At 66.0% G+C, this 22,172-nt stretch carries 22 protein-coding genes; 17 read left to right on the top strand and 5 right to left on the bottom strand.

All coding sequences use genetic code 11. From position 1 onward, the window contains the following. The first annotated feature begins 18 nt into the window (after window positions 1-18). From ACP4XC_RS21245 to ACP4XC_RS21220, 6 genes are all read left to right on the top strand, one after another. Window positions 19-843 carry a sugar phosphate isomerase/epimerase family protein gene (locus ACP4XC_RS21245; protein WP_427172712.1) on the top strand — a complete coding sequence of 275 codons (825 nt, stop codon included), beginning with the start codon at window positions 19-21 and terminating at the stop codon, window positions 841-843. 43 nt (window positions 844-886) lie between these two features. Further along, window positions 887-1,663: an SDR family NAD(P)-dependent oxidoreductase gene (locus tag ACP4XC_RS21240; protein ID WP_427172711.1), complete on the top strand. Its 777-nt coding sequence runs from the start codon at window positions 887-889 to the stop codon at window positions 1,661-1,663. A 45-nt stretch (window positions 1,664-1,708) separates the two neighbouring features. After that, a complete protein-coding gene (locus ACP4XC_RS21235) occupies window positions 1,709-3,451 on the top strand; it encodes a dihydroxyacetone kinase family protein (protein ID WP_427172710.1) in 1,743 nt (580 codons plus the stop codon). Then, entirely contained in the window at window positions 3,448-3,927 is a 480-nt protein-coding gene (locus tag ACP4XC_RS21230) for an RpiB/LacA/LacB family sugar-phosphate isomerase (RefSeq protein ID WP_427172709.1), read from the top strand. Before ACP4XC_RS21235 ends, ACP4XC_RS21230 begins: the two co-directional genes overlap by 4 nt. Before the next feature lie 62 nt (window positions 3,928-3,989). Then, a complete protein-coding gene (locus ACP4XC_RS21225; RefSeq protein WP_427172708.1) occupies window positions 3,990-5,552 on the top strand; it encodes a CehA/McbA family metallohydrolase in 1,563 nt (520 codons plus the stop codon). A 245-nt stretch (window positions 5,553-5,797) separates the two neighbouring features. Continuing rightward, window positions 5,798-6,769 carry an MIP/aquaporin family protein gene (locus ACP4XC_RS21220; protein ID WP_427172707.1) on the top strand — a complete coding sequence of 324 codons (972 nt, stop codon included), beginning with the start codon at window positions 5,798-5,800 and terminating at the stop codon, window positions 6,767-6,769. A gap of 106 nt (window positions 6,770-6,875) precedes the next feature. On the opposite strand, the gene ACP4XC_RS21215 is transcribed toward ACP4XC_RS21220, so the two are convergent. The 3 genes from ACP4XC_RS21215 to ACP4XC_RS21205 form a co-directional block, all read right to left on the bottom strand. After that, complete coding sequence (locus ACP4XC_RS21215; RefSeq protein WP_427172706.1) at window positions 6,876-7,325, bottom strand: DUF309 domain-containing protein; 450 nt, start codon at window positions 7,323-7,325, stop codon at window positions 6,876-6,878. 119 nt (window positions 7,326-7,444) lie between these two features. Continuing rightward, complete coding sequence (locus ACP4XC_RS21210; RefSeq protein WP_427172705.1) at window positions 7,445-7,930, bottom strand: N-acetyltransferase family protein; 486 nt, start codon at window positions 7,928-7,930, stop codon at window positions 7,445-7,447. A gap of 35 nt (window positions 7,931-7,965) precedes the next feature. Then, window positions 7,966-8,316 carry an ArsR/SmtB family transcription factor gene (locus tag ACP4XC_RS21205; RefSeq protein WP_427172704.1) on the bottom strand — a complete coding sequence of 117 codons (351 nt, stop codon included), beginning with the start codon at window positions 8,314-8,316 and terminating at the stop codon, window positions 7,966-7,968. Window positions 8,317-8,432: 116 nt separating this feature from the next. Between ACP4XC_RS21205 and arsB the strand changes: the two genes are divergently transcribed. The 9 genes from arsB to ACP4XC_RS21160 all read left to right on the top strand — a co-directional run bounded on the left by arsB (window position 8,433) and on the right by ACP4XC_RS21160 (window position 17,256). Continuing rightward, window positions 8,433-9,524, top strand: coding sequence for an ACR3 family arsenite efflux transporter (gene arsB, locus ACP4XC_RS21200; protein WP_427175192.1), 1,092 nt, complete (start codon window positions 8,433-8,435; stop codon window positions 9,522-9,524). A 27-nt stretch (window positions 9,525-9,551) separates the two neighbouring features. Further along, entirely contained in the window at window positions 9,552-9,974 is a 423-nt protein-coding gene (locus ACP4XC_RS21195) for an arsenate reductase ArsC (RefSeq protein WP_427172703.1), read from the top strand. Window positions 9,975-10,017: 43 nt separating this feature from the next. Next, entirely contained in the window at window positions 10,018-10,995 is a 978-nt protein-coding gene (gene trxB, locus ACP4XC_RS21190; RefSeq protein ID WP_427175191.1) for a thioredoxin-disulfide reductase, read from the top strand. Between the two features lie 76 nt (window positions 10,996-11,071). Then, complete coding sequence (locus tag ACP4XC_RS21185; RefSeq protein ID WP_427172702.1) at window positions 11,072-12,472, top strand: NAD(P)-binding domain-containing protein; 1,401 nt, start codon at window positions 11,072-11,074, stop codon at window positions 12,470-12,472. A 45-nt stretch (window positions 12,473-12,517) separates the two neighbouring features. Next, window positions 12,518-12,940, top strand: coding sequence for a low molecular weight phosphatase family protein (locus ACP4XC_RS21180; protein WP_427172701.1), 423 nt, complete (start codon window positions 12,518-12,520; stop codon window positions 12,938-12,940). A gap of 2 nt (window positions 12,941-12,942) precedes the next feature. Beyond that, window positions 12,943-13,308 carry a hypothetical protein gene (locus ACP4XC_RS21175; RefSeq protein ID WP_427172700.1) on the top strand — a complete coding sequence of 122 codons (366 nt, stop codon included), beginning with the start codon at window positions 12,943-12,945 and terminating at the stop codon, window positions 13,306-13,308. A gap of 156 nt (window positions 13,309-13,464) precedes the next feature. After that, a complete protein-coding gene (locus ACP4XC_RS21170; protein ID WP_427172699.1) occupies window positions 13,465-14,211 on the top strand; it encodes an ANTAR domain-containing protein in 747 nt (248 codons plus the stop codon). 269 nt (window positions 14,212-14,480) lie between these two features. Beyond that, on the top strand, window positions 14,481-15,941 hold the full coding sequence (locus ACP4XC_RS21165; protein ID WP_427172697.1) for an aminotransferase class I/II-fold pyridoxal phosphate-dependent enzyme: 1,461 nt from the start codon (window positions 14,481-14,483) through the stop codon (window positions 15,939-15,941). A 208-nt stretch (window positions 15,942-16,149) separates the two neighbouring features. Next, window positions 16,150-17,256 (top strand): DUF2795 domain-containing protein, encoded by a 1,107-nt coding sequence (locus ACP4XC_RS21160; RefSeq protein WP_427172696.1) that lies wholly within the window; start codon window positions 16,150-16,152, stop codon window positions 17,254-17,256. Window positions 17,257-17,364: 108 nt separating this feature from the next. On the opposite strand, the gene ACP4XC_RS21155 is transcribed toward ACP4XC_RS21160, so the two are convergent. Next, the gene (locus tag ACP4XC_RS21155) at window positions 17,365-18,393 is read right to left on the bottom strand and encodes a LacI family DNA-binding transcriptional regulator (protein WP_427175190.1); all 1,029 of its coding nucleotides are present in this window, start codon (window positions 18,391-18,393) and stop codon (window positions 17,365-17,367) included. A gap of 162 nt (window positions 18,394-18,555) precedes the next feature. On the opposite strand from ACP4XC_RS21155, the gene ACP4XC_RS21150 reads away from it, so the two are divergent. Both ACP4XC_RS21150 and ACP4XC_RS21145 read left to right on the top strand, forming a co-directional pair. Next, window positions 18,556-19,491: a dihydrodipicolinate synthase family protein gene (locus tag ACP4XC_RS21150; protein ID WP_427172695.1), complete on the top strand. Its 936-nt coding sequence runs from the start codon at window positions 18,556-18,558 to the stop codon at window positions 19,489-19,491. A gap of 117 nt (window positions 19,492-19,608) precedes the next feature. After that, the gene (locus tag ACP4XC_RS21145; protein ID WP_427172694.1) at window positions 19,609-21,006 is read left to right on the top strand and encodes an MFS transporter; all 1,398 of its coding nucleotides are present in this window, start codon (window positions 19,609-19,611) and stop codon (window positions 21,004-21,006) included. Between the two features lie 154 nt (window positions 21,007-21,160). On the opposite strand, the gene ACP4XC_RS21140 is transcribed toward ACP4XC_RS21145, so the two are convergent. Then, a complete protein-coding gene (locus ACP4XC_RS21140) occupies window positions 21,161-21,718 on the bottom strand; it encodes a YceI family protein (RefSeq protein WP_427172693.1) in 558 nt (185 codons plus the stop codon). Between the last annotated feature and the right edge of the window lie 454 nt (window positions 21,719-22,172).

Here is a 22,172-nt window from a genome sequence, read left to right as displayed (position 1 = left end):
ACCAGAGGATCAACGAAGATGTTCAACTCCCGACTCGGCTGCTCGTCCATCAGCTTCCGCCACCAGGGCCTGGGTGCGGCCCTGCGGACCATCGGCGGCCTGGGCTTCGAGGAGATCGACCTGGGCGCCCTGCCCGGTGTCTGCGACCACGTTCCCTATGAACTCGATGCCGGCGCCGTCAAGGCCGTCACCGCCGAGGTTGCCGCCTCGGGGTTGCGGGTCCGGTCGGTCAACGGTGACATCGGGGACCTGAATGCAGTGCTCGACGACGGCCGGCAGGCCGCCCGCGAACGGCACCTGGAGGCCCTGCTCACCCTCACGGCCAACACGGGTGCAAAGGCGCTGGTGCTTCCATGCGGCGCTCTGGGCCATGAACCGGTCCGGGGCCTCGACGAGGACCTGGACACCATCGCAGCCCAGCTAATCCACGCCGGACAGCGGGCGGCGGAGTTCGGCGTCGAACTCTGGACCGAGTCCCTGCACTTCCTGAGGTTCTGCTGGAACCTGGAACGCGCCGAACTGCTTGCCAACCGGCTGGCCGGTTCCGGCGTGGGGATCGTTATGGACTTCAGCCACATCGTCGCCGCAGGCGAGGACCCGCTCGAATACCTTGAACGCCACGACGGCCGCGTTGCCCACGTCCACCTCCGGGATGCCGTGCCGGGCAACATCAACCTCAGCATTGGAAACGGCCACGCGGACTTTGCCGCCGGGCTGCGCTCGCTCGCGGCCCGGGGCTACACCGGCCACTTCTCGCTGGAACTGGAAACCCGGGACGTCACCCACGAGGAACGCCCGGCGGCCGCCGCCAAGGCTGCCAGCTTCATCACGGACCTCATCTAATCCACTCTCCGAACCACCACCAAGCAATCCAAGGAGCATCACCATGACCAGCACCATCCAGCGCACCGCCGTCCTCACCGGGGCCACCTCGGACCGGGGCATCGGCATCACCACCGCACGCCGCTACGCCAGCCAGGGCTGGGGCGTGGTGATCCTGGACCTCGACGGCGAGAAGTCCGCCAAGGTCGCCGCGGAAATCGGCAACGAATTCAACGTCCCCGCCTTCGGCCACGAGATCGACGTCGCCATTGAAGACTCCGTCAACGCTGCGTACAAGGCAGTGGCCGCAGAAGTCGGCGCAGGCAACCTTCCCGCCGTCGGCGCCGTGGCCAACATCGCCGGCATCACCTCGCCGGTTCCTTTCCTGGAAACCACCTTGGAACTCTGGCACAAAGTGATGGACGTGAACGCCACCGGCACCTACCTGGTCACCAAGGCGTTCCTCCCGGACATGATCGCCAATGGCTGGGGCCGGATCGTCAACATGTCCTCTGTCTCCGCCCAGCGCGGCGGCGGCGTGTTCGGCAAGGTGCCTTATTCCGCAGCCAAGGCCGCCATCCTCGGCTTCACCAAGGCCCTGGCCCGCGAAATCGGCGCCACGGGCGTCACCGTCAACGCCATCACCCCGGGCGCCGTGGACACCAACATCCGTGTGGGCAGCACGGAGGAGCAGGAGGCCGCCATCAACGCCGGGATTCCCCTGGGCCGCAACGCCACCACCGAAGAAATCGCCGCCGTCATCACCTTCCTGTCCTCCGAGGAATCGGCCTACCTCACGGGAACCACCATCGACATCAACGGCGGAAGCCACATCCACTAGCAGTCTCGCCATTCAAAAGACCGAGCGCAGCTTAGAGAGCCCATCATGACAAGAATTTTCAACGATCCCTCCGCCTTTGCCGAGGAAGCCCTCGCCGGGTTCTGCGACGTCCACGCCAACCTGGTCCGCCAGGTTCCCGGCGGGGCTGTGCGCCGCAACCGCCCCGCCAAGCCCAAGGTGGCTGTCCTCGCCGGCGGCGGTTCCGGCCACTACCCGGCCTTCGCCGGTCTGATCGGCACCGGACTGGCCGACGGCGCCGTCGTTGGCAACATCTTCACCTCACCCTCCGCGCAGCAGGCATACTCGGTGGCCAAGGCCGCCGACAGCGGGGCCGGTGTGGTGTTCACCTACGGCAACTACGCAGGCGACGTGATGAACTTCGGCATGGCCAGCGAACGGCTGGCCGCGGAGGGGATACCGGTGGAGAACGTGCTGGTGATGGACGACATCGCCAGCGCCCCGCCGTCGGAATCGGAGAAGCGCCGGGGCATCGCCGGAGACTTCACCGTTTTCAAAATCATGGGCGCCGCTGCCGAGGCGGGTGCCGGCCTTGCCGACGTCGTTCGCCTGGGACGGAGGGCCAACGACCTCACGCGCAGCATCGGCAGCGCCTTCAGCGGGTGCACGTTCCCCGGTGCCGACGCGCCGCTGTTTACCCTTGCGGACAAGCAGATGGGGCTCGGCCTGGGAATCCACGGGGAGCCCGGGCTTTTCGACACCGAGCTGCCGCCGGCCAGGGAACTTGGCCGGGAACTCGTGTCCCGGGTGCTCGCAGAGACGCCGCACGGTGCCAGCCGCAGGATCGCGGTGCTCCTGAACGGGCTTGGCTCCACGAAACAGGAGGAGCTGTTCGTGCTGTGGCTGACGGTGGCGCCCCTGCTGCGCGCAGCGGGCTACACGCTGGTGATGCCCGAGGTGGGCGAACTGGTCACCAGCCTGGACATGGCCGGCGTCTCACTGACCGTCACCTGGCTGGACGAGGAACTCGAACCACTCTGGACCGCTCCCGCCGAAACCCCCGCATACAGGCGCGGCAACGCCGCCCCCCAGGCGGGGGAGGCGGCGGAAGAGAATTCGTTCGACGACGCCGCGGCCACGGAGACTTTCTCGGCAACCGAGGCCTCGGCCTACTACGCGCGCAGCTGCGTGGCCGCGCTCCATGCCACCCGCGAGGCACTGCACGAGGCCGAGAAGACTCTGGGGGACCTCGACGCCATTGCCGGCGACGGCGATCACGGCCGGGGCATGGTCCGCGGGATCGACGCCGCCTGCACCGCGGCCACGGAGGCCGCGTCGCGCGGTGCCGGAGCTGGCTCCGTGCTGGCCTCCGCCGGGGACGCGTGGGCGGATAACGCCGGCGGAACCTCCGGCGTGCTGTGGGGCGCCGGCCTCAGGGCATTCGGCGAGTCCGTCGGGAACGAGCAGGCGCCCGGCGCGGAGGAGCTCGCCTCCGCCGTGACGTCATTTGCGGGCCGGATCGCTGAGCTGGGCAAGGCGGAAGTGGGGGACAAGACCATGGTGGATGCGCTGGTCCCGTTCGCCGGAACGTTCTGCAGGCTCACTGCGGCAGGAACCGACGTCGGCCGGAGCTGGTCCGAAGCAGCCGCGGCAGCCGCCGCAGCCGCAAAAGCCACCGCTGCCCTGCGCCCCCGGAAGGGACGCGCCCGGCCGCTGGCCGAAAAGAGCCTGGGAACTCCGGATCCGGGAGCCACGTCCCTGGCGATGATCTTCACAGTAATGGGGCCGCACCTGGCCCCTGCCCGTCAGCCGGCCGGAGCGCGGTCATGAGCGCCGGACTCAGGGTCATCGTGGGCTCGGACGAGGCAGGCGTCGACTACAAAGACCGGATCATGGCGGATCTCCAGGGCGATCCCCGGATCGGGGAGGTCATCGACATCGGCGTCAACCGCGGCGATGACGCCGAGCAGTTCACCAGGCCCTACCCCTACGTCGGTATCGCTGCCGGAGAGATGATCCGGGACGGACATGCGGACCGGGCCATCCTGTTCTGCGGCACGGGCATCGGCGTGGCCATCGCAGCCAACAAGGTGGACGGCATCCGGGCCACCACGGCCCATGACTCGTTCAGCGTGGAGCGTTCCGTGCTTTCCAACGACTGTCAGGTCCTGACGATGGGCCAGCGGGTGGTGGGGCTGGAGCTTGCCCGCCGGCTGGCGCGGGACTGGATCGGCTACACGTTCGATCCCACGTCTGCCTCCGCTGACAAGGTGAAGGTTCTTACTGACTTCGAAGGCTTAGGCTGATTTCACGTCCTGTTTCGGTTGCGGATGCCTTCCGTTCAGTCCGGTTCATGAGCATTGGGCCGGTGAATTCACCATGTAAAGCCCACGAGGCAAACAGTGTTCCCCTATCGCCAAGCCGCCGCGGGTTCCTGGCCGCGGCACTCACCGGTGCAGCCATCACCCTGGCGCCCATGAGCTTCGCGGCTGCAGAGAACGGCAGCACCAAAACGAAGACCATCACCGGACACCTTGACCCAGGTGCGGCGGACTTCGTGTACCTGCCGGTTGAGGTTCCGGCCGGAGTCAACAAGATCAGCGTCTCCTACACCTACAGCAAGCCGGCCGTCACCTCCGGGCTCCTAAGCAACGCGTGCGACATCGGGGTGTTCGACGAAAAGGGAACGGAGCTGGCAGGGAAGGGCTTCCGCGGCTGGTCCGGCGGGTTCCGCACCGAATTCTTCATCAGCGCCGCCGAGGCCACCCCTGGATACCTGCCCGGCCCCGTCGGCAAGGGCACGTGGAACATCGCCCTGGGCCCCTACCAGGTGGCAGAACAGGGCATGGATTACACCGTAAACGTCACCCTGGATTACGGACCCGACGGCGCACCCTTCCGCCCGCAGTACCCGGCGCAGCAGATCGCCGGCCGCGGCGCCGGGTGGTACCGGGGAGACGCCCACCTGCACACCGTGTACTCCGACGGCAAGCGCACTCCCGCCGAAGTTGCTGCCGGAGCCCGCGCCGCGCGCCTGGACTTCATGATCAGCACCGACCACAACACCCCGGCGTCACACGGCTCATGGGGGCCGCTGGCGGGCAATGACCTGCTCATCCTCACGGGCGAGGAAGTCACCACCCGGAACGGCCATTACCTTGCCCTCGGCCTCGAGCCGGGCGATTGGATCGACTGGCGCTACCGGGCCCGGGACAAGGGCTTCGAGCAGGAGTCCCAGCGGATCCATGCCTCGGGCGGCATCGTGGTCCCGGCCCACCCGTTCTGCCCCTACGTCGCCTGCCGGTGGAAGTTCGGGTACGACGACGCCGACGCCGTCGAGGTGTGGACCGGCCCCTGGACAGCCGACGACGAGTACGCCATCAACTCGTGGGACTCCATGCTGGCCCACTCGGTGCGTACCGGCGGCCGCTGGCTTCCGGCCATGGGCAACAGCGACGCCCACAGCGTCCCCCAGGTCATAGGCTTCCCCCACAATGTGGTCAACGCCTCGGCATTGTCCCGGGACGCCCTGCTCGAGGGCATCCGCAACGGCCGGAGCTGGATCGCGGAATCGGCGGATATCTCCCTCGACTTCGGTGTTGCATCCGGTGGCAGCAGCGCCGGCGTCGGGGAACGCCTCGAGGCGGCCGCGGATGCCCGCGTTACGGTCACGGCGAAGATCTCCGGTGTGCCGAACGGAGTGGTCCGGTTCATCACGGATGAAGGCCAGACCCAGCAGGTTACGCTCCCGGCCTCCGGCGAGGGCACCAGCACCTGGCTGACCACTCCGCAGCTCGCCGCCTACGTGCGGGCCGAAGTCCGCCACCCGATGCCCGACGGCACGGCCAGCAACGGGACGGCGATGGGAACGGCTCTCCTGTTGGGCCCCATGGCGGCGCTCACCAACCCGATCTTCCTCGGCAAGAAATAGGCACACGCAAGAAAACAGGTAAAATGCCCGTCCGGGTAACCCGGACGGGCGTTTTACTTGCTTCCCGTAGCCGGTGATGATCCGCTACGGGAGGCTCACGCGTGGCGGACGCCTGCCGGCACCTCCGGGTGACGCACAAACACAGGCTTTGGACCATGGTCACGCCACCGCGGCGGTACTACCATCGATTCACTGGGGTTGTCAATTTCCGTAGGTGAATCAGATGACTCAAGGAGGCACTCGCGATGAGTGAAATCAGTCCACTGAGGAATGCTGTCCGGCACGGCAGTGGCCTTAAACAGCTGGGCGGCACCTGGGGTGAACTTCTAGCGGAATTTCTCGGCACCTTTGTGCTGATCTCCTTCGGCGACGGGGTCGTGGCGATGGCAGTCGCCGCCCTGCCTGGCTCCGGCCGGGCCGCGACATCCACCACGATCTTCATGGCCGCCGGGGACTGGCTGTTGATCACCTGGGGATGGGCCTTGGCGGTAACGCTGGCCGTCTATGTGGCCGGCGGGGTCAGTGGCGCGCACATCAATCCGGCCGTGACCCTGGCCTTCGCGGTCCGGCGGAAGTTCCCCTGGAACAAGGTGGCGCCCTATATCGTGGCACAGGTTGTGGGTGCCTTCGCCGGGGCCGCGATGGTGTATCTGCTCTATCATGACGCCATCGATGCCTATAACAAGGCCGTCGGCACGGGCCGTGCGGATCCGAAGGGGCTGGCCACCTATTCCATTTTCGCCACTTTCCCGGCACCCTACTTCAGTGGCAACCCCGTGGGCCCGCTGATCGACCAGATTGTCGGCACGGCCTTCCTCGTGATGTTCGTGGTGGCCATCATCGACATGCGCAATACGGCCGTCCAGGCGAACCTCGGCCCCTTTATGATCGGGCTGGCCGTGGCCGCCATCGGCATGTCCGTGGGCGCGAACGCCGGCTACGCCATCAATCCTGCCCGCGACTTCGGGCCGAGGCTGTTTGCCTGGGTGGCCGGATGGGGGCAGACGGCACTGCCGGGCACCGTTGACGGGGCGTTCAGCTGGTACTTCTGGGTGCCCATCATCGGGCCCCTGATCGGCGGGGTCATCGGTGTGCTCATCTATGACTGGTTCATCGGCGACATCCTGCACGCACGTGCCCGGTTGCAGGAATCCACGCCTCCGGGCCGGGCAGGCGGGGAAACGCCTCCGGCCGCCGAACCAAAAAGGGCGGCCTGAAAAGCGACCCGGGGCTATGGAGTCCTGGAAGCGCCGCCGAAGAGTGACCGGCACCGGGAGCGCGGCAGTGCCTGATGCGTCAGCCAGGCTTTATCTGACGGACGGTTCAGTCCTTGTCGCCGGCTGAGCGGATGCTGCGCATGTGATCACGTGCGCAGCACACGATGGCGGACAGGTCCAGCCCGTAGGCCGGACCTCCGTTGGAACCGTAATCCTCGAGTCGGAGCGCACCGCGCTCGAAGAGCCGAAGCGCACCCACGCTGTTCCCCCGGGCGGCGTGGGTGAGCCCGACGCAGATCTGGGCGAGGCCTTGCCAGAGGTTGCGCTCCCCCTCCGGCCCGGCCTTCCAGCGCGCCTCAAGTACCTCATGGGCGGCGAAAGGCCGGCCGGCCTCCACCAGGCTTCGGGCCGAGGTGAGGGTCTGTTCCGGCGGCAGGGGTTCCTCCGGAACAGGCTCGACGCCGGCGCTTCCGTACGGCAGCGGCCTCCCGAGGGCGTCACGCGGCCGGGCCTGCCGCGGGCGCCTTGAAGCATCCCGATCCCTGTCGCCGGTCATTGCGGCTTAAGTCCTGGGCGTTCCTGGAGTTGGCTAAGCGTCATACGCCCAATGCTAAGACCACGGCGGTCCCAGGGGTGTATCCGCGCACTAAGGCTCAAGAACTAAAGTTCCATGAGCTAGAAGGCCGCTGTGCGCCGTTCGATCAGGACGGTGTCGCGCCATTGGCCCGCAGCAGGGCCGTGGGGCATGCGGGCAATTCTTTCCCGTCGCCCCACAATCCTGAAACCGTGGGCGAGGTGCAGCTTCAGGCTCGGCTCGTTCTCGGGAAAAATGCTTGCTTGGATGGTCCAGATGCCGGCCTCTTCCGTCGAAGCAATCAGGGACCGGAGGAGCGCTGAGCCTATCCGCCGGCCGCGGGCTGCCTCGGAAACATAGATGGAGTGTTCCACCACACCGGAGTACGCCGGGCGGGCGGAAACGGCGGAGATGGCGGCCCAGCCGAGGATCGCTCCGGCGGAGTCCTGCGCCACCAGGCGGTGTGCGGAGAGCCTGGAGCGGTCGAAACGCACCCAGTCCGGCGCTTCGGCCTCGAATGTTGCCTGGCCGCTCGCGATTCCCTCGTTGTAGATCCTTTGGACCTCAGTCCAATCTGGTTCCCGCATCGGCCGGACAATTGCGCTGGACGCCGAACGGTGGCTCACAGGGACGCCAGGAGGCCGGCCGTCTGCTCCATGGCGCCCGGGACCAGGGAGTAGTAGGCCCAGGTGCCGCGCTTCTCGCGGTGCAGCAGCCCGGCGTCGACCAAAATCTTAAGGTGATGCGACACCGTGGGCTGCCCCAGGTCCAGCGTCTCGGTGAGATCGCAGACGCAGGCCTCCCCGGATCCGGCGCCCTTCACGATGGAAAGCAGCCGCAATCTGTTGGGGTCGGACAGGGCCTTGAACACGAGGGCCTTGCGTTGTGCTTCCTCCGCGCTGAGGGCCGGCTGACTGGACGGGGCGCAACAGCCCTCATCGGTGGCGGGTCCGGCGCTTTGCAGAGAATTCATGTGTCTATTATGCACATAGATTGACAATCGTCGATATAGTTGGGGATACTTCATATCGACATTGATCAATTTATCGCAGAGCAGCACTGCAGAGCAGCAACAGGAGTCCCGTGAGCATCCAGACTGACCCGTCGCCCACTCGTGAAGGCGAGGCTGCCGTCGTCGGCCAACTCTCCACCCTGGACCGCTTCCTGCCGGTGTGGATCATCGCCGCGATGGTGCTGGGTCTGCTCCTGGGCAGCTTCATCCCGGGACTGAACACAGCGCTCGGAGCCGTCAAGCTCGGCGAAGTCTCAATGCCGATCGCCCTTGGGCTGCTGGTGATGATGTATCCGGTGCTGGCGAAGGTCCGGTACGACCAAGCGCATCGCATCGTCGGGGACCGCAAACTCATGATCACCTCATTGGTCCTGAACTGGGTGCTTGCGCCGGCGTTTATGTTTGCCCTGGCCTGGACCTTCATCCCGGATCTGCCCGAGTACCGCACCGGCCTGGTCATCGTGGGCTTGGCCCGCTGCATTGCCATGGTGATGATCTGGAACGATCTCGCCTGCGGCGACCGGGAAGCCGCCGCCGTGCTGGTGGCCATCAATTCCGTGTTCCAGGTCGTCGCGTTCGGGGCGCTCGGCTGGTTCTACCTTCAATTCCTGCCCTCACTAATGGGCTTGCCCACTACCAGTGCCGACTTCTCATTCTGGGCCATCACTGCCTCCGTACTGGTCTTCCTGGGAATCCCGCTGTTGGCAGGTTTCCTCACCCGCACCCTCGGCGAAAAGGCCAAGGGCCGCGACTGGTATGAAGGCACGTTCCTGCCCAAGCTCGGACCGTGGGCGCTGTACGGCCTGCTCTTCACCATCACGCTGCTCTTCGCCCTGCAGGGCGGCACCATCACTTCCCGGCCGCTCGACGTCGTCCGGATCGCCCTGCCGCTGCTGGTCTATTTCGTCGTCGTATTCGGCGCCGGCATGCTGATCGGCTGGCTGCTGAATCTCGGCTACGCCAAAACGGCAACCCTGGCGTTCACTGCGGCGGGCAACAACTTCGAGCTCGCCATCGCTGTGGCGATCGGAACCTTCGGCGTCACCTCCGGTCAAGCGCTGGCCGGCGTCGTCGGGCCCTTGATCGAAGTCCCGGCTCTTGTTGCACTGGTTTACGTGGCACTTTGGGCCCGGAAGCGCTTCTTCATCTCCAGGCCCCTTTCCGTCTGACCCCCGCACATTTCAGGAGAATAAACCGTGAGCACCGAAACCGCCAAGAAGCAGTCCGTCCTGTTTGTCTGTGTACACAATGCCGGACGCTCCCAGATGGCCGCAGCCTTCCTCACCACCTTGTCCAAAGGGGCCATCGAGGTCCGCTCGGCCGGTTCCCAGCCCGCGGAACAAGTGAACCCGGCCGCCGTCGAGGCCATGGCCGAACTGGGCATCGACATGTCCGCGGAGATCCCCAAGGTCCTCACCACGGAGGCTGTGAAGGAGTCCGACGTCGTCATCACCATGGGCTGCGGGGACACCTGCCCGATCTTTCCGGGCAAGCGCTACGAGGACTGGGAGCTCGAAGACCCCGCAGGTCAGGGCGTCGAGGCCGTCCGCCCCATCCGCGACGAGATCAAGGCCCGCATCGAGGACCTCATCGCCTCCCTCACCCCCGCAGCCAAGTAACCGGCACCCACGCCAAAGGAGCACCACCATGAGCGCTGACACCGTGAACACCGAACAGCTGATCATCATCGGATCCGGCCCGGCCGGCTACACCGCGGCGATCTATGCCGCCCGTGCCGGCCTCCGACCCCTGGTCATCGCCGGAGCGGTCACCGCAGGTGGCGCCCTGATGAACACCACCGAAGTGGAGAATTTCCCGGGTTTCCCGGGTGGTATCCAGGGTCCCGAGTTGATGGACGGCCTGCAGCAGCAGGCCGAGAGGTTCGGCGCCAATGTGGTGTTCGACGACGTCACCGAAGTGACGCTCACCGGCCACCTCAAGCGCGTCGTCACCGGCGGCGGCGAGACCCACGAAGCCCCCGCCGTCATCCTCGCCACCGGCTCCGCCTACAAGGAACTCGGCCTGCCCGAGGAGAAGAAGTTCAGCGGCCACGGAGTGTCCTGGTGCGCCACGTGCGATGGCTTTTTCTTCCGCGAGCAGGACATCATCGTGGTGGGCGGCGGCGACTCCGCCATGGAGGAGGCGACGTTCCTCACCCGCTTTGGCAAGTCCGTGACGGTCGTGGTCCGCAAGGGCGAGCTCCGAGCCTCGCGCATCATGGCCCAGCGGGCAAAGGACAACCCCAAGATCCGCTTCGCCTGGAATTCGGCCGTCACCGCAATCCACGGAGACGGGAAGGTCACCGGCGTCACCCTGACTGACACCATCACCGGCAAAACCCGGGAACAGGCCGTCACCGGCATCTTCGTCGCGATCGGCCATGTGCCGCGCACGGAACTGCTCAGTGGCCAGGTTGAGCTGGACGCTGAGGGCTACATCAAGGTGGACTCACCCACCACCGTCACGAACCTCTCCGGCGTCTTTGCGTGCGGGGACGCCGTGGACCATCGCTACCGCCAAGCCATCACGGCCGCCGGCACCGGCTGCTCCGCCGCGCTTGACGCCGAGCGTTACCTCGCCGCGTTGGACGACGCCGACAGCATTGCCACCGCCCTCGTCGAGGAACCCACCCACTCGTAGGCCACCCTGCCGGTCCCAAGGGACGGGCAGGGCGCCAATATCGAACCGCCACCCCGCGGATGAAACAGAGGACACCATGGCCGTAAACCACAACTTCCCCGTTGCTGTCATCGGAGCCGGGCCCATCGGCCTTGCCGCGGCAGCGCACCTGCTTGAGCGCGGCCTGGAACCGCTCATCTTCGAGGCCGGTCCGGCCGCGGCGGCGGCCATTGAGCAGTGGCGCCATATCCGGCTGTTCTCACCATGGCAGTTCAATGTCGATGCAGCTGCGCTCCGCCTGCTGGACGCCACGGGCTGGGAATCTCCTGGGTCGGGGGACCTGCCCACCGGTGGCGAACTCATCGACGAGTACCTCGCGCCCCTGGCTTCACTTCCCGCGATCGCGTCCCGTCTGCACACCGGCGCCCGGGTCCTGGCCGTGACCCGGCAGGGCATGGACAAAACCCATAGCCGAAACCGCCGGGCCACGCCGTTCGTGGTCCGCGTCGAACACGCCGATGGAGAGGTGCGAGATTACCAGGCCGCCGGCGTCATTGACGCGTCGGGCACCTGGTCCACCCGCAACCCGCTGGGAACCTCCGGCCTGCCCGCTGTTGGTGAAGCAGGCGCGGCTGCACGTATCTCCTCTCCGTTGCCGGACGTCCTGGGCCGCGACCGCGGGATGTTCCAGGGCCGCACGTCGCTCGTGGTGGGCGCCGGCCACTCGGCCGCCAACACCGTGATCAACCTTTCCGAGCTCGCTGCCGAGGTTCCCGGAACGAAGACCGTGTGGGCGATCCGCGGTGCCTCTGCCGCCAGGGTCTACGGCGGCGGTGACGCCGACGGGCTTGCCGCCCGCGGGCGGCTCGGCAGCCGGCTTCGCCGCCTCGTGGAGTCCGGCGCCGTGGAACTTCACACCGGATTCGGAATCGCCGCCCTCTCAACGGCCGACGGCGCCCTCACCCTGACCTCCACCGACGGCCGGACGCTCAAGGCCGACGTCGTGGTTCCGGCCACCGGGTTCCGCCCCGACCTGGGTATCCTCAGCGAACTCCGGCTGGAACTGGACCCCGCCGTGGAAGCCCCCCGTGAGCTTGGCCCGCTGATCGATCCCGAATTCCACTCCTGCGGGACGGTGGAGCCGCACGGCGCCAGGATGCTGGCCCACCCGGAGGAGGACTTCTATATTGTGGGCATGAAGTCCTACGGCAGGGCTCCCACTTTCCTGCTCGCCACCGGCTACGAGCAGGTCCGCTCCGTCGCCGCGGCCCTGGCGGGGGACCAGGAAGCGGCCGACTCCGTCCAGCTCGAACTTCCCGAAACCGGGGTCTGCTCCTCCGACATCGGCACCAGCTGCGACGTTCCCGGGGCCGTGCCTGCCGGGGCCGCGCCTGCGGGGTTCGTGGCCGAAACCTCCGGCGGCTGCTGCGGAGCCCCCGAACCGGTCCTCGTCGGGTTCCCCACCGGATTGACCCACGGCCGCTCCGGCGGGAACTGATCTTGTGCCCTTTCAACCCCACTCAGACATGGAAGAATCAAACCCATGACCTCAACCCCGAAAGCACCCAGCGTCCTGTTCGTCTGCAGCAAGAACGGTGGCAAATCCCAGCTAGCCGCCGGGTTGATGAAACAGCTTGCCCACGGCGCCGTTACCGTGCACTCCGCCGGGACCCAACCCGGTAAATCGCTGAACCCCAAGTCCGTGGACTCGCTGGCGGAACTCGGCATCGACATCACCGGCGAACAGCCCAAGCCCATCACCGACGAGGTCCTGGACGCGGTCGACGTCGTCATCGTCCTGGGCAACGAGGCAAAAGTCGAACCCCGCGAAGGCACCCGTCTTGAATTCTGGAATACGGAGGAACCCTCCGAGCGCGGCATCGAAGGCATCGAACGCATGCGTCTGGTCCGGGATGACATCAAGGCCCGGGTCCAGGAGCTGCATGCGGAGCTCACCGGGAACTGACCGTGACCGCGCCCGCTCCTCACCAGGCCATGCATGTTGAGCTGCTGACCATTCCGGGCTGCCCCCACGGCGTCTCGGCCAGGGAACTGTTCGCCAGCGCATTGGAGCTGGAAGGCATTGACCCGGCGCTGCTCACGGTCAGGGAAATCGCCACAGACGCTGATGCGGCAGCAGCGTCATTCCGCGGTTCCCCCTCCTTCATCATCGACGGGACCGATCTATTCCCCTCCAACGCGGCACCGGCGCTCGCATGCAGGGTGTACGCAGACCCGCGCGGATTCTCAGGGCAGCCGGACCTGGAATCCCTTCGCAAAGCGATCCGCGGCGTCGGGCTGCGGGACAGGCTGCGGGCCGGGCCAAAGAACTGAATCGTCCGGATCCGGACAGAGCGGCCGCCCGTCTTCGCCGTGGGTCTTCGCCGTGGACTCGAGGACGTGACCATCACAGAGCCCGGACCTGTCGGTTCTGTGGCAGACTGCGGAGACCGGCCGTGCGCCGGCAGAGCTGATTTGGGGGATCTACATTTGGGTTCGGACTCTTTCGGCGAATCGCCACCCGCTATCGACGTCACGCTGCAGGAGCTGGTCCTGGAAGCCGCCCACTTCGGGGAGTTTCTGGCCGGACTGGCAGCCCTGGCTGCGACCGTTCTTTCACACCCGGGAACCCGGCTGAGCTGCGGGATCACCGTTACCCGCGCAAAGAAGCCCGCCACGGTGGGTGGCAGTGATGCGGGCGCCCGCGCTTTGGAGGAGCTGCAGACCGAAACCCGCCACGGCCCGGGCCTGAGCGCCATCGTTGAACAGGCCACCATCCTCGTCCCGGACCTGAACCATGAGCAAAGATGGCCTGACCTTGTCCACGGAGCCTCGGGACGCGGAGTGCGCTCGATCCTCTCAGTCCCGCTCCCCGCCGAGGGCAAATCCCGGGGTGTGCTGACCCTCTACGCCAAACGGGTGGACGCTTTCTCCCCCGACGATCTCACTACCGCTCAGGGCTTCACCCGCCGCGCCTCACGGGTGCTGCGGATGGCACTGCGAATCGCGCAGCTCAGCGAGGTACGCGATGATCTCACGGCCGCCATGCACTCCAGGTCAAGAATCGACATGGCCCTGGGAATGGTCATGGCCCAGAACCGGTGCAGCCGCGACAAGGCCTTCAGGATCCTGGAACACGCCGCCAACACCCGGGAAACCAAACTCCACCAGGTCGCGGCATCGGTCATCGCCTCGGTCTCGGGCGAGAAAGACATCAGCACGCATTTCAACGAATAATCCAGCGACGACGAGGTCCCGGCGGCCGGCACGCAGCACGTCCGGTGGTCATGGCCGTAGTTCCGGAAGCGTTGAAAAACACGCCGGGGGGCCGCATTCTTTCTCCACGATGGGCTACCTTGGGATGATAAGCCTGCTTAGCTTTGGCGCCCCCGGGCCCGCTTCTTTCAGGGGAGCCCCTCCCCGTTGCGGAAGCGAAACTGTCATGGGTGCGCCGTTTCGCGGGCCTGACCTGAGGCTGCCAATCCACAAGCGGAGAAGAGAGCACCATGGACCAAAGCGAAGCACCCCTCATAGAGGCCCTGGCCGAGTACCACCGTCTGGATCGCTATGGCTTCACCCCGCCCGGGCACAGACAGGGCCGCGGAGCGGACCCCAGGGTCCGTGAAATCCTCGGCGCCGATACATTCCGTTCGGACGTGCTGGCCTCGGCCGGCCTGGATGACCGTTCGTCCTCGGGCGGGTACCTGAAGAAAGCCGAGCAGCTCATGGCGGAGGCTGTCGGGGCCGAGCAGGCTTTTTTCTCCACCTGCGGCAGCTCGTTGTCCGTCAAAGCGGCGGTCCTCGCGGTCGCCGCCGGCAAGGGGGACCTTCTCGTCAGCCGGGACGCCCACAAATCGATTGTCGCCGGGCTGGTTTTTTCAGGGATCCAGCCGCGCTGGATTCGGCCGCGCTGGGACCCCAAGCTGCACCTGGCGCACCCGCCGTCTCCGGCCGATGTAGAGGAGATGTGGGAACGGTATCCCGACGCCGCAGGGGTGCTCATCGTGAGCCCGACCCCGTACGGGACCTGTGCGGACATCGCCGCGATCGCGAAAATCTGCCACGAGCGTGGCAAACCCCTCATCGTGGATGAGGCCTGGGGTGCGCATCTGCCCTTCCACGGGGATCTGCCCACGTGGGCGATGAACGCCGGTGCCGATATCTGCGTGGTGAGCGTGCATAAAATGGGCGCCGGTTTCGAACAGGGCTCTGTCTACCACCTTCAGGGGGACTTGGTGGACCCCGCGCACTTGTCCGCCTGCGCGGATCTGCTCATGACCACCAGCCCGAATGCGATCCTGTATTCGGCGATCGATGGCTGGCGCCGCCAAATGGTCCAGCACGGAACCGAGCTCCTCGGCAATGCCCTGGCCGTGGCCGCCAGGTTGCGCCGCGAGATTGACGCAATGCCGGGCATTCACGTGCTCGAAGACGAACTCCTCGCCGTCGAATCTTCCACCGATTTGGACCGCATGCAGGTCCTGATGGACCTTTCGGGGCTGGGCATCAGTGGCTATCAGGGTGCCGACTGGCTGCGGGAACATCGTCAACTCGATGTGGGCCTCAGTGATCATCGGCGCATCATGGCCACCCTGTCCATGGCGGACAACGACGCGTCAGCGCAGCGGCTGACGGACGCGCTCAGGGCCCTCATCCAGGCTGCGCCCACGCTGCCGGCCCCTCCGCGCGTCGCTTTGCCTTCGCCTTCGGAGCTGGAACTTGAAACAGTGGCCCTGCCGCGGGACGCCTTCTTCGGTCCCACCGAGGATGTTCCCGCCCGGGAAGCGGTGGGACGTGTCGCTGCGGAGCAGATCACGCCCTACCCGCCGGGCATCCCAGTGATTGTCCCCGGGGAAAGGATCAACGAAGCCGTCATCGACTACCTCGAATCGGGGCTGCAAGCGCGCATGGTTCTGCCCGATCCGGCCGACCCGTCACTGAACACGATCAGGGTGGTCCGGCGCTAGCCCGTATCCACCGTCAGACCTAACGAAACTTCCTCACGGCCGGCGGTGGCAGGGCCTGGCGTTGTACCCGTGGTGGTGATGGCTTGCCGGTACAGCGCGTTCCGAAAAGGGGCAGTCCGAGGTGTGCATACTGGCGCGTTGTGGGTACAGGGATTGTAGAGAGCAAGGCGCGGAGATCGCGGGAACCTGTCCGGAAGGGAGGTGTGCCGTGGGCCCCGGTGTGCAAGAGCAGGGAGAGCGGGTTCAGGAAAATGCGGCATCGGTGTCGGTGGACGTGCTTGTACCCACGTGCAACCGCCCGGCCGAGCTTGCCGTCACCTTGGCCGGTCTGGCGTCGCAACGGAATCCCACCTTCGGCGTGATCATCAGCGATCAGTCACTGGAAGAACCCGCCTGGCGGCACCCGGCCCCGGCGGCTATGGCCCGCGTCCTGCAGGCCCAGGGCAGGCCAGTAAGACTTCTTCGCCATCTCCCGAGGCGGGGGCTCGCCGAACACCGCCAGTTCATGCTGGACAGATCCCGGGCGGAAAAGAGCCTGTTTCTCGACGACGACGTCTGGATGGAACCAGGAGCCCTCGAGCGGATGAGCGATGCGCTGGATGAACTGCAGTGCGGATTCGTGGGCATGGCGCCGCAGGGACTGTCTTTCCTGGCAGACAGGAGACCGGACCAGACAGCTGTCTTCGAGTCATGGTCAGGCCCGGTGACCCCGGAGGTGATCCGGCCAGGCAGCCCGGGTTTTGAACGCTGGCCCCTGCACAGCGCGGCCAATCTAAGCCACCTCAGCGCGGATCTTCACCTCCAGCCGGGGGAATGGATACCCTACCGGGTCGCTTGGCTCGGCGGCTGCACCATGTATCGGCGCGAGGCACTCAACGAAGCCGGAGGCTTTCGCTTCTGGCAGCATCTTCCCCCCGAGCATTCCGGCGAAGACGTGCTCGCCCAGTGGCAGGTCATGGAGAAGTATGGGGGCGCCGGGATTCTCCCGTCAGGCGCGGTGCATCTCGAAGCACCCACCACCATCACCGATCGAAGCGTGGAAGCCTACGAACGGATACTGAAGTGCGGCCGGACACCTGCCACACCGGAACCAAGAGAAAAGGAAACGACTGAAATGAACGACACCCCCAACCCGATCCAGATTCAGAAGTTCCTCGGGGGAGTGGACTACCCCGCCAACCGCGACACTCTAGTGTCCACGGCGAAGAAGTCCGGAGCCGACGCCGACGTCATCCATGCACTGGAAAGCCTCCCGGAGAAAGAGTACGAGAGTCCCGCTTCTGTCAGCAAGGCGGTTTCCGACGCCACAAAGTGATATAGCGGTCCTCGCGCCACGATGAGCCGCTGTGGCTGGGTTCTCCGCCCGCCGCGAGCGCCTGGAAGGTTCCGGGCCCTGTGACCGGTCATGGCGGTGACAGGGGCCTTAGCCTGTGAAGTGCCTGGGAGGTCCGCTTGATTCCCGGGGGATGAGGGTGGGCATGGATTTTCGGATGTGTGGTTCCTTCCCCGGGTTGACTATGAGATCAATGGCCGTGCTGGCGATCTGGGCAAGAGGCACCCGGACCGATGTCAGGGGGGTTGGGAGCCTGGCCGAAAGGGGGGTGTCGTTGTATCCGACAAGTGCCAGGTCCTGCCCGACGGTGATCCCGAGGCGATGGGCTGCGGCGATGATGCCCAGCGCTATGTTGTCGTTCGCGGCAAACACCGCAGTGGGGCGCCGGCTGGTGTTTTCACCCAGCAGCAATTCGCCGGCCGAGAAGCCGTTTTCTATGCCGTAGCCGGCCGCTAGCAGCCACTTCTCGGGCGGTGTGATGCCGGCTTCGTCGAGCGCCCGTCGGGCGCCGGCGAGGCGGCCGACGGCACTGGAGGTGAATGAGGGCCCGGTCACGACCGCAATGTCGCGGTGGCCGAGGTCGATGAGGTGCCGGACGGCCAGATATCCGCCCACTTCGTCGTCTCCCACTGCCGAGGGGCTCACGCCGTCGGTGCGCAGCACGAGAGCGTGCGTGACGCCTCGTTGGCGCAGGAGGCGCGGCAGTTCGTCGTCAAGGCGGGCGGTGGCCAGGATCAGCCCGTCCACATTCCGGTCCAGCAGGGTTTCGGCGGCCCGGCGTTCGTCTCCCGGATCATCCCCGCTCGTGGCGACCATGGCGAAGTAGCCGCGGTCCGACGCCGCGCGCTCCAGCTCTTCGAACATGAGTGCCATCACCGTGTCGCTGAGGCGCGGGACGAGCACCCCCAGAGTTCGGGTTTCTCCTCTGCGCAGGCCCGAGGCGAACGAGTTTCGGCGGTAGCCCAGTTCCTGGGCCACCTTGCGGACGTGCTCGGCCGCGGCCGAGCGCGAGGCCGTCCCCCGTTCATCGAGAGCACGGCTGGCAGTGGAAAGACTCACCCCGCTGGCCGCTGCCACATCCCGCAGGGTGACGCTTGCGCCTGTGCCGGCCGTTTCCATGCGAAGTCTCCCGTTCATATTTGTCTTAGAAGACACTCTATTTCCTCCTTGGGGGCGGACCGCCCCTTGACAGTGAGCTGTAACACATTGCAGAATGAAAACGTTCCCGCAAACGTTCTCATATTCTACGGGACTACGATCAAGAAAACAGAGGAAGCTCTCATGACCATCGATCTCCGCGGACTTGTTCCCGCACCTGTAACGCCGTTCAACCGTGACGGCAGCGTCGACGTCGACGCAATCCACCGGCTCGGCGGCTGGCTCGCCAGCGTCGAGGGCGTCAAGGGCCTGGTGGTCCTCGGCCACGCCGGCGAGGGGACCTTCCTGACCCAGGAGGAGCAGGCCCTGGTTATCCGGGCCTTCAAGGAATCCGTCAACGGCGAACTGCCGATCATCGCCGGCATCACCGGTGAGGGCAACATGGTTGCCGCGCTGGAGGCCAGGCGCGCGGTGGAGGCCGGTGCCTCCGCCGGCCTGGTCTACCCCTCCCACGGCTGGCTGCGCTTCGGTTACCAGAAGGGCGCCCCGCAGACCCGGTACAAGGAGATCTACGAAACCTCCGGCCTGCCGCTGATCCTCTTCCAGTACCCGGATGCCACCAAGGCAACCTATGACCTGGAAACCCAGCTCGAGATCGCCGGCCAGGAAGGCGTGTTCGCCACCAAGAACGGTGTCCGGAACATGAAGCGCTGGGACACCGAAATCCCGGTCCTGCGGGCCGCCTACCCGGAACTGCAGATCCTGACCTGCCACGACGAGTACCTGCTGCACACGATGTTCGACGTCGACGGCGCACTCGTCGGTTACGGCGGACTCGCCCCCGAACCGCTGGTGGAGCTCATCGCCGCGGGCAAGGCAAAGGACTACGCGGCTGCACGCGCCATCCACGACCGCCTCCTGCCCGTGACCAGGAACGTCTACCACCGCGGATCCCACATGGAAGGCACGGTCGCCCTCAAGGAAGGCCTCGTCGCCCGCGGCATCCTCGAACACGCCACCGTCCGCCCGCCGCTGCTCCCGCTGGCCGAAGGCGCCGGGGACGAAATCGCCCAGGCCCTGAAGTCCGCCAACCTGGGAAGCGTCACCGTTCCCGCCTGATCCTCAGGATCCCAGAGGATGGCGGGCAGCCCGTCCGCCATCCTCTCCGAAAGTTTCACTCTCCCACTCTTGGTCAATGACGACCCCAGCGCCGCAGCTGGAGAAGGAGGACTCGCAGTGCGCGAGCCGAACAACACCGCAACTATGGCCGGCGGCCCGGAGGCCGCCAGAATCAACGCTGAGCTGGTGGCCAGACTCGAACGGCTCCCGGTCACCCGACGCCTGGGCCTCATCCGCATTATCATCGGATCGGCGACCTTTTTCGACGCCTACACCGTCCTGGCCATCGCGTTCGCGATGCCCCAACTGGTGACGGAATGGCACCTGAGCGCAGGCGAGATCGGCATGATCCTCTCCGCCGGCTACGTCGGACAAATCTTCGGGTCCCTCTTCTTCGGACACCTGGCCGAGAGGATCGGGCGGTTGCCCGTCCTGCTCATCACCATCCTGCTGTTCGTGTCCATGGACATCGGCTGCCTGTTCGCCTGGGGCGCCTGGTCCATGATCATCCTCCGATTCCTCCAAGGCATCGGCACCGGCGGCGAAGTGCCTGTCGCCAGCGCCTACATCAACGAATTCATCGGGGCCAAGAAGCGCGGACGGTTCTTCCTCCTCTACGAAGTGATCTTCCCCGTGGGCCTCATGTTCGCAGGCATCGCCGGCTATTTCCTGGTACCGGTCTTCGGCTGGAAGGCCATGTTCATCGTCGGCCTCATTCCCGCGGTACTCACCATCCCCATGCGGGCACTCATGCCCGAGTCGCCGCGCTGGCTCGCTTCCACCGGCCGCGTCACGAAGGCCGACGCCGTCGTCAGCATGCTCGAAAACGAGGCACTCAAAGCCGGAGCGACGCTGCCCGAACCCGTGGTGCGGCCGGTGGACGCCAAGGCCACGGCCCGCTCCGACTGGCGCGAACTGTTTAAAGGCATCTACCGCAAACGCACCTTCACCATCTGGTTCCTGTGGATCTGCGTCTATATGGTCAACAACGGCCTCATCACGTGGCTGCCCACGCTATACAAGCAGGCCTTCAACCTCCCTCTGCAGACCAGCCTGGCCTATGGCTGGGTGACGTCGGCAGTCGGCGTTATCGCCTCCGTCCTCTGCGCCCTGCTCATCGACAGGGTCGGTCGCAAGCGCTGGTACTCCGTGGCCTTCCTCGCCTCCACCGTTCCCCTCGTCATCCTCACGGCCCTGGGAGCCGTCTCCGCGACACAGGTCGTCGTGTTCGCCAGCATTGCCTACGCCATCCTCCAAACCATCTCTTTCTCGCTTTACCTCTACTCCGCGGAGCTCTACCCGACCCGCCTTCGGGCCATCGGCACCGGCTTCGGCAGCGCCTGGCTCCGCGCCGGTTCCGCTGTGGGGCCGCTGCTCGTCGGATGGATCGTCGACAACTTCGGCATCAGCTACGTCTTCACCGTGTTCGCCGCAGTAGCTCTCATCGGAGGCCTCATCACCATCGTCTTCGCCATCGAGACCAAGGGCCGGGTGCTCGAAGAGCTCTCACCCTGACCACCCTCCGCCCCCGGAAATCGCGGAAGGACCGCGGCCCGGACCCTGGGAAGGGCCGGGCCGCGGTCCTTTCGCGAGACAGTTGGCGGTTTAACGCATCGAGGAGGGCTTACACGGCGGAACGCCATGCCTCTGGCCAGGAGCCCGTGGCGGCCTAGCTCTCCTCGACCTTGACGGCCGAAACCTCAAACTCGAGAGTGATTTTGTCAGAGACGAGCACGCCGCCGGAATCAAGCGCGGTGTTCCACTTGACGCCGAATTGCTGACGGTCGATCCGGCGGGAGCCCTCAAAACCCGCGCGCAACTGCCCGGTCTGGTCCCGTTCGACGCCCAGGAACTCGATCGGCAGGCTGACTTCCTTGGTGATCCCGCGAATGGTCAGGTTCCCGGCGACGATGAAGTTCCCCTCTTCGATCTGGTCGACCCGCGTGCTGACGAACGTGATTTCGGGGAAGCTGGGAGCGTCAAAGAAGTCGTTGGTGCGAAGGTGCTCGTCGCGCTGGGTGTTGCGCGTGTCGATGCTGGCGACCTTAATGGTCACGCTCACGGATGAATTGGCGGGGTTCTCGGCGTCGGCGTTAATGATTCCCTCAACGTCGTTGAATGCGCCGCGGACCTTGGTGACCATTGCGTGCCGGGTGGAGAACCCGATGCGCGTGTGGTTGGGATCAAAGCGCCATTCCCCGGAAAGGTCCGGTGATAGTTCCGGCATGCAGTCAGCCTCCTGTGCGGCGGGGCCAGGAACTGCCGCGCAGGAGGAAGACAATGCCTGGCGACCTGACCCGACAACCACTTAGCGTCGTTGTGATGGGTGGTATTTCCCGCCCAATCGTAGCGTCATTCGCGCCCAGGTTGGGGTCCGGGCCGTTTAGCTGGACCACCGGTGCGGCAGGGATGGTACTGGCCGGGGTGCTCCCGTCCCGGGTCTTCCGGTCCGGCTTCGGTGTTCGTCCCGTGACGCCAAGGACAACCATTGCAACGAGGGCCAGGGCCGCAGACGGCAAAGATGCCCTGGTACCCGTACGCCGTCATCGAGCCGAAGCCGATGATCTGGCCGGAAGCGATGGCCCCGAGCCGCCGCGTGTGTACAGGCCGGAGGCCAGCCCCGGACGGGGAATGATCCGCTGGAACAAGGTGAGGCCGACGGCGTCGAGCCAACTGCCCAC

Origin of the sequence: Arthrobacter sp. 92 (genome assembly GCF_050260325.1) — a bacterium.
In the GTDB taxonomy this organism is placed as follows: Bacteria; Actinomycetota; Actinomycetes; order Actinomycetales; family Micrococcaceae; genus Arthrobacter.
Note: the sequence above shows the minus strand (reverse complement) of the source record. Positions and strands in the feature narration are given on the sequence as shown.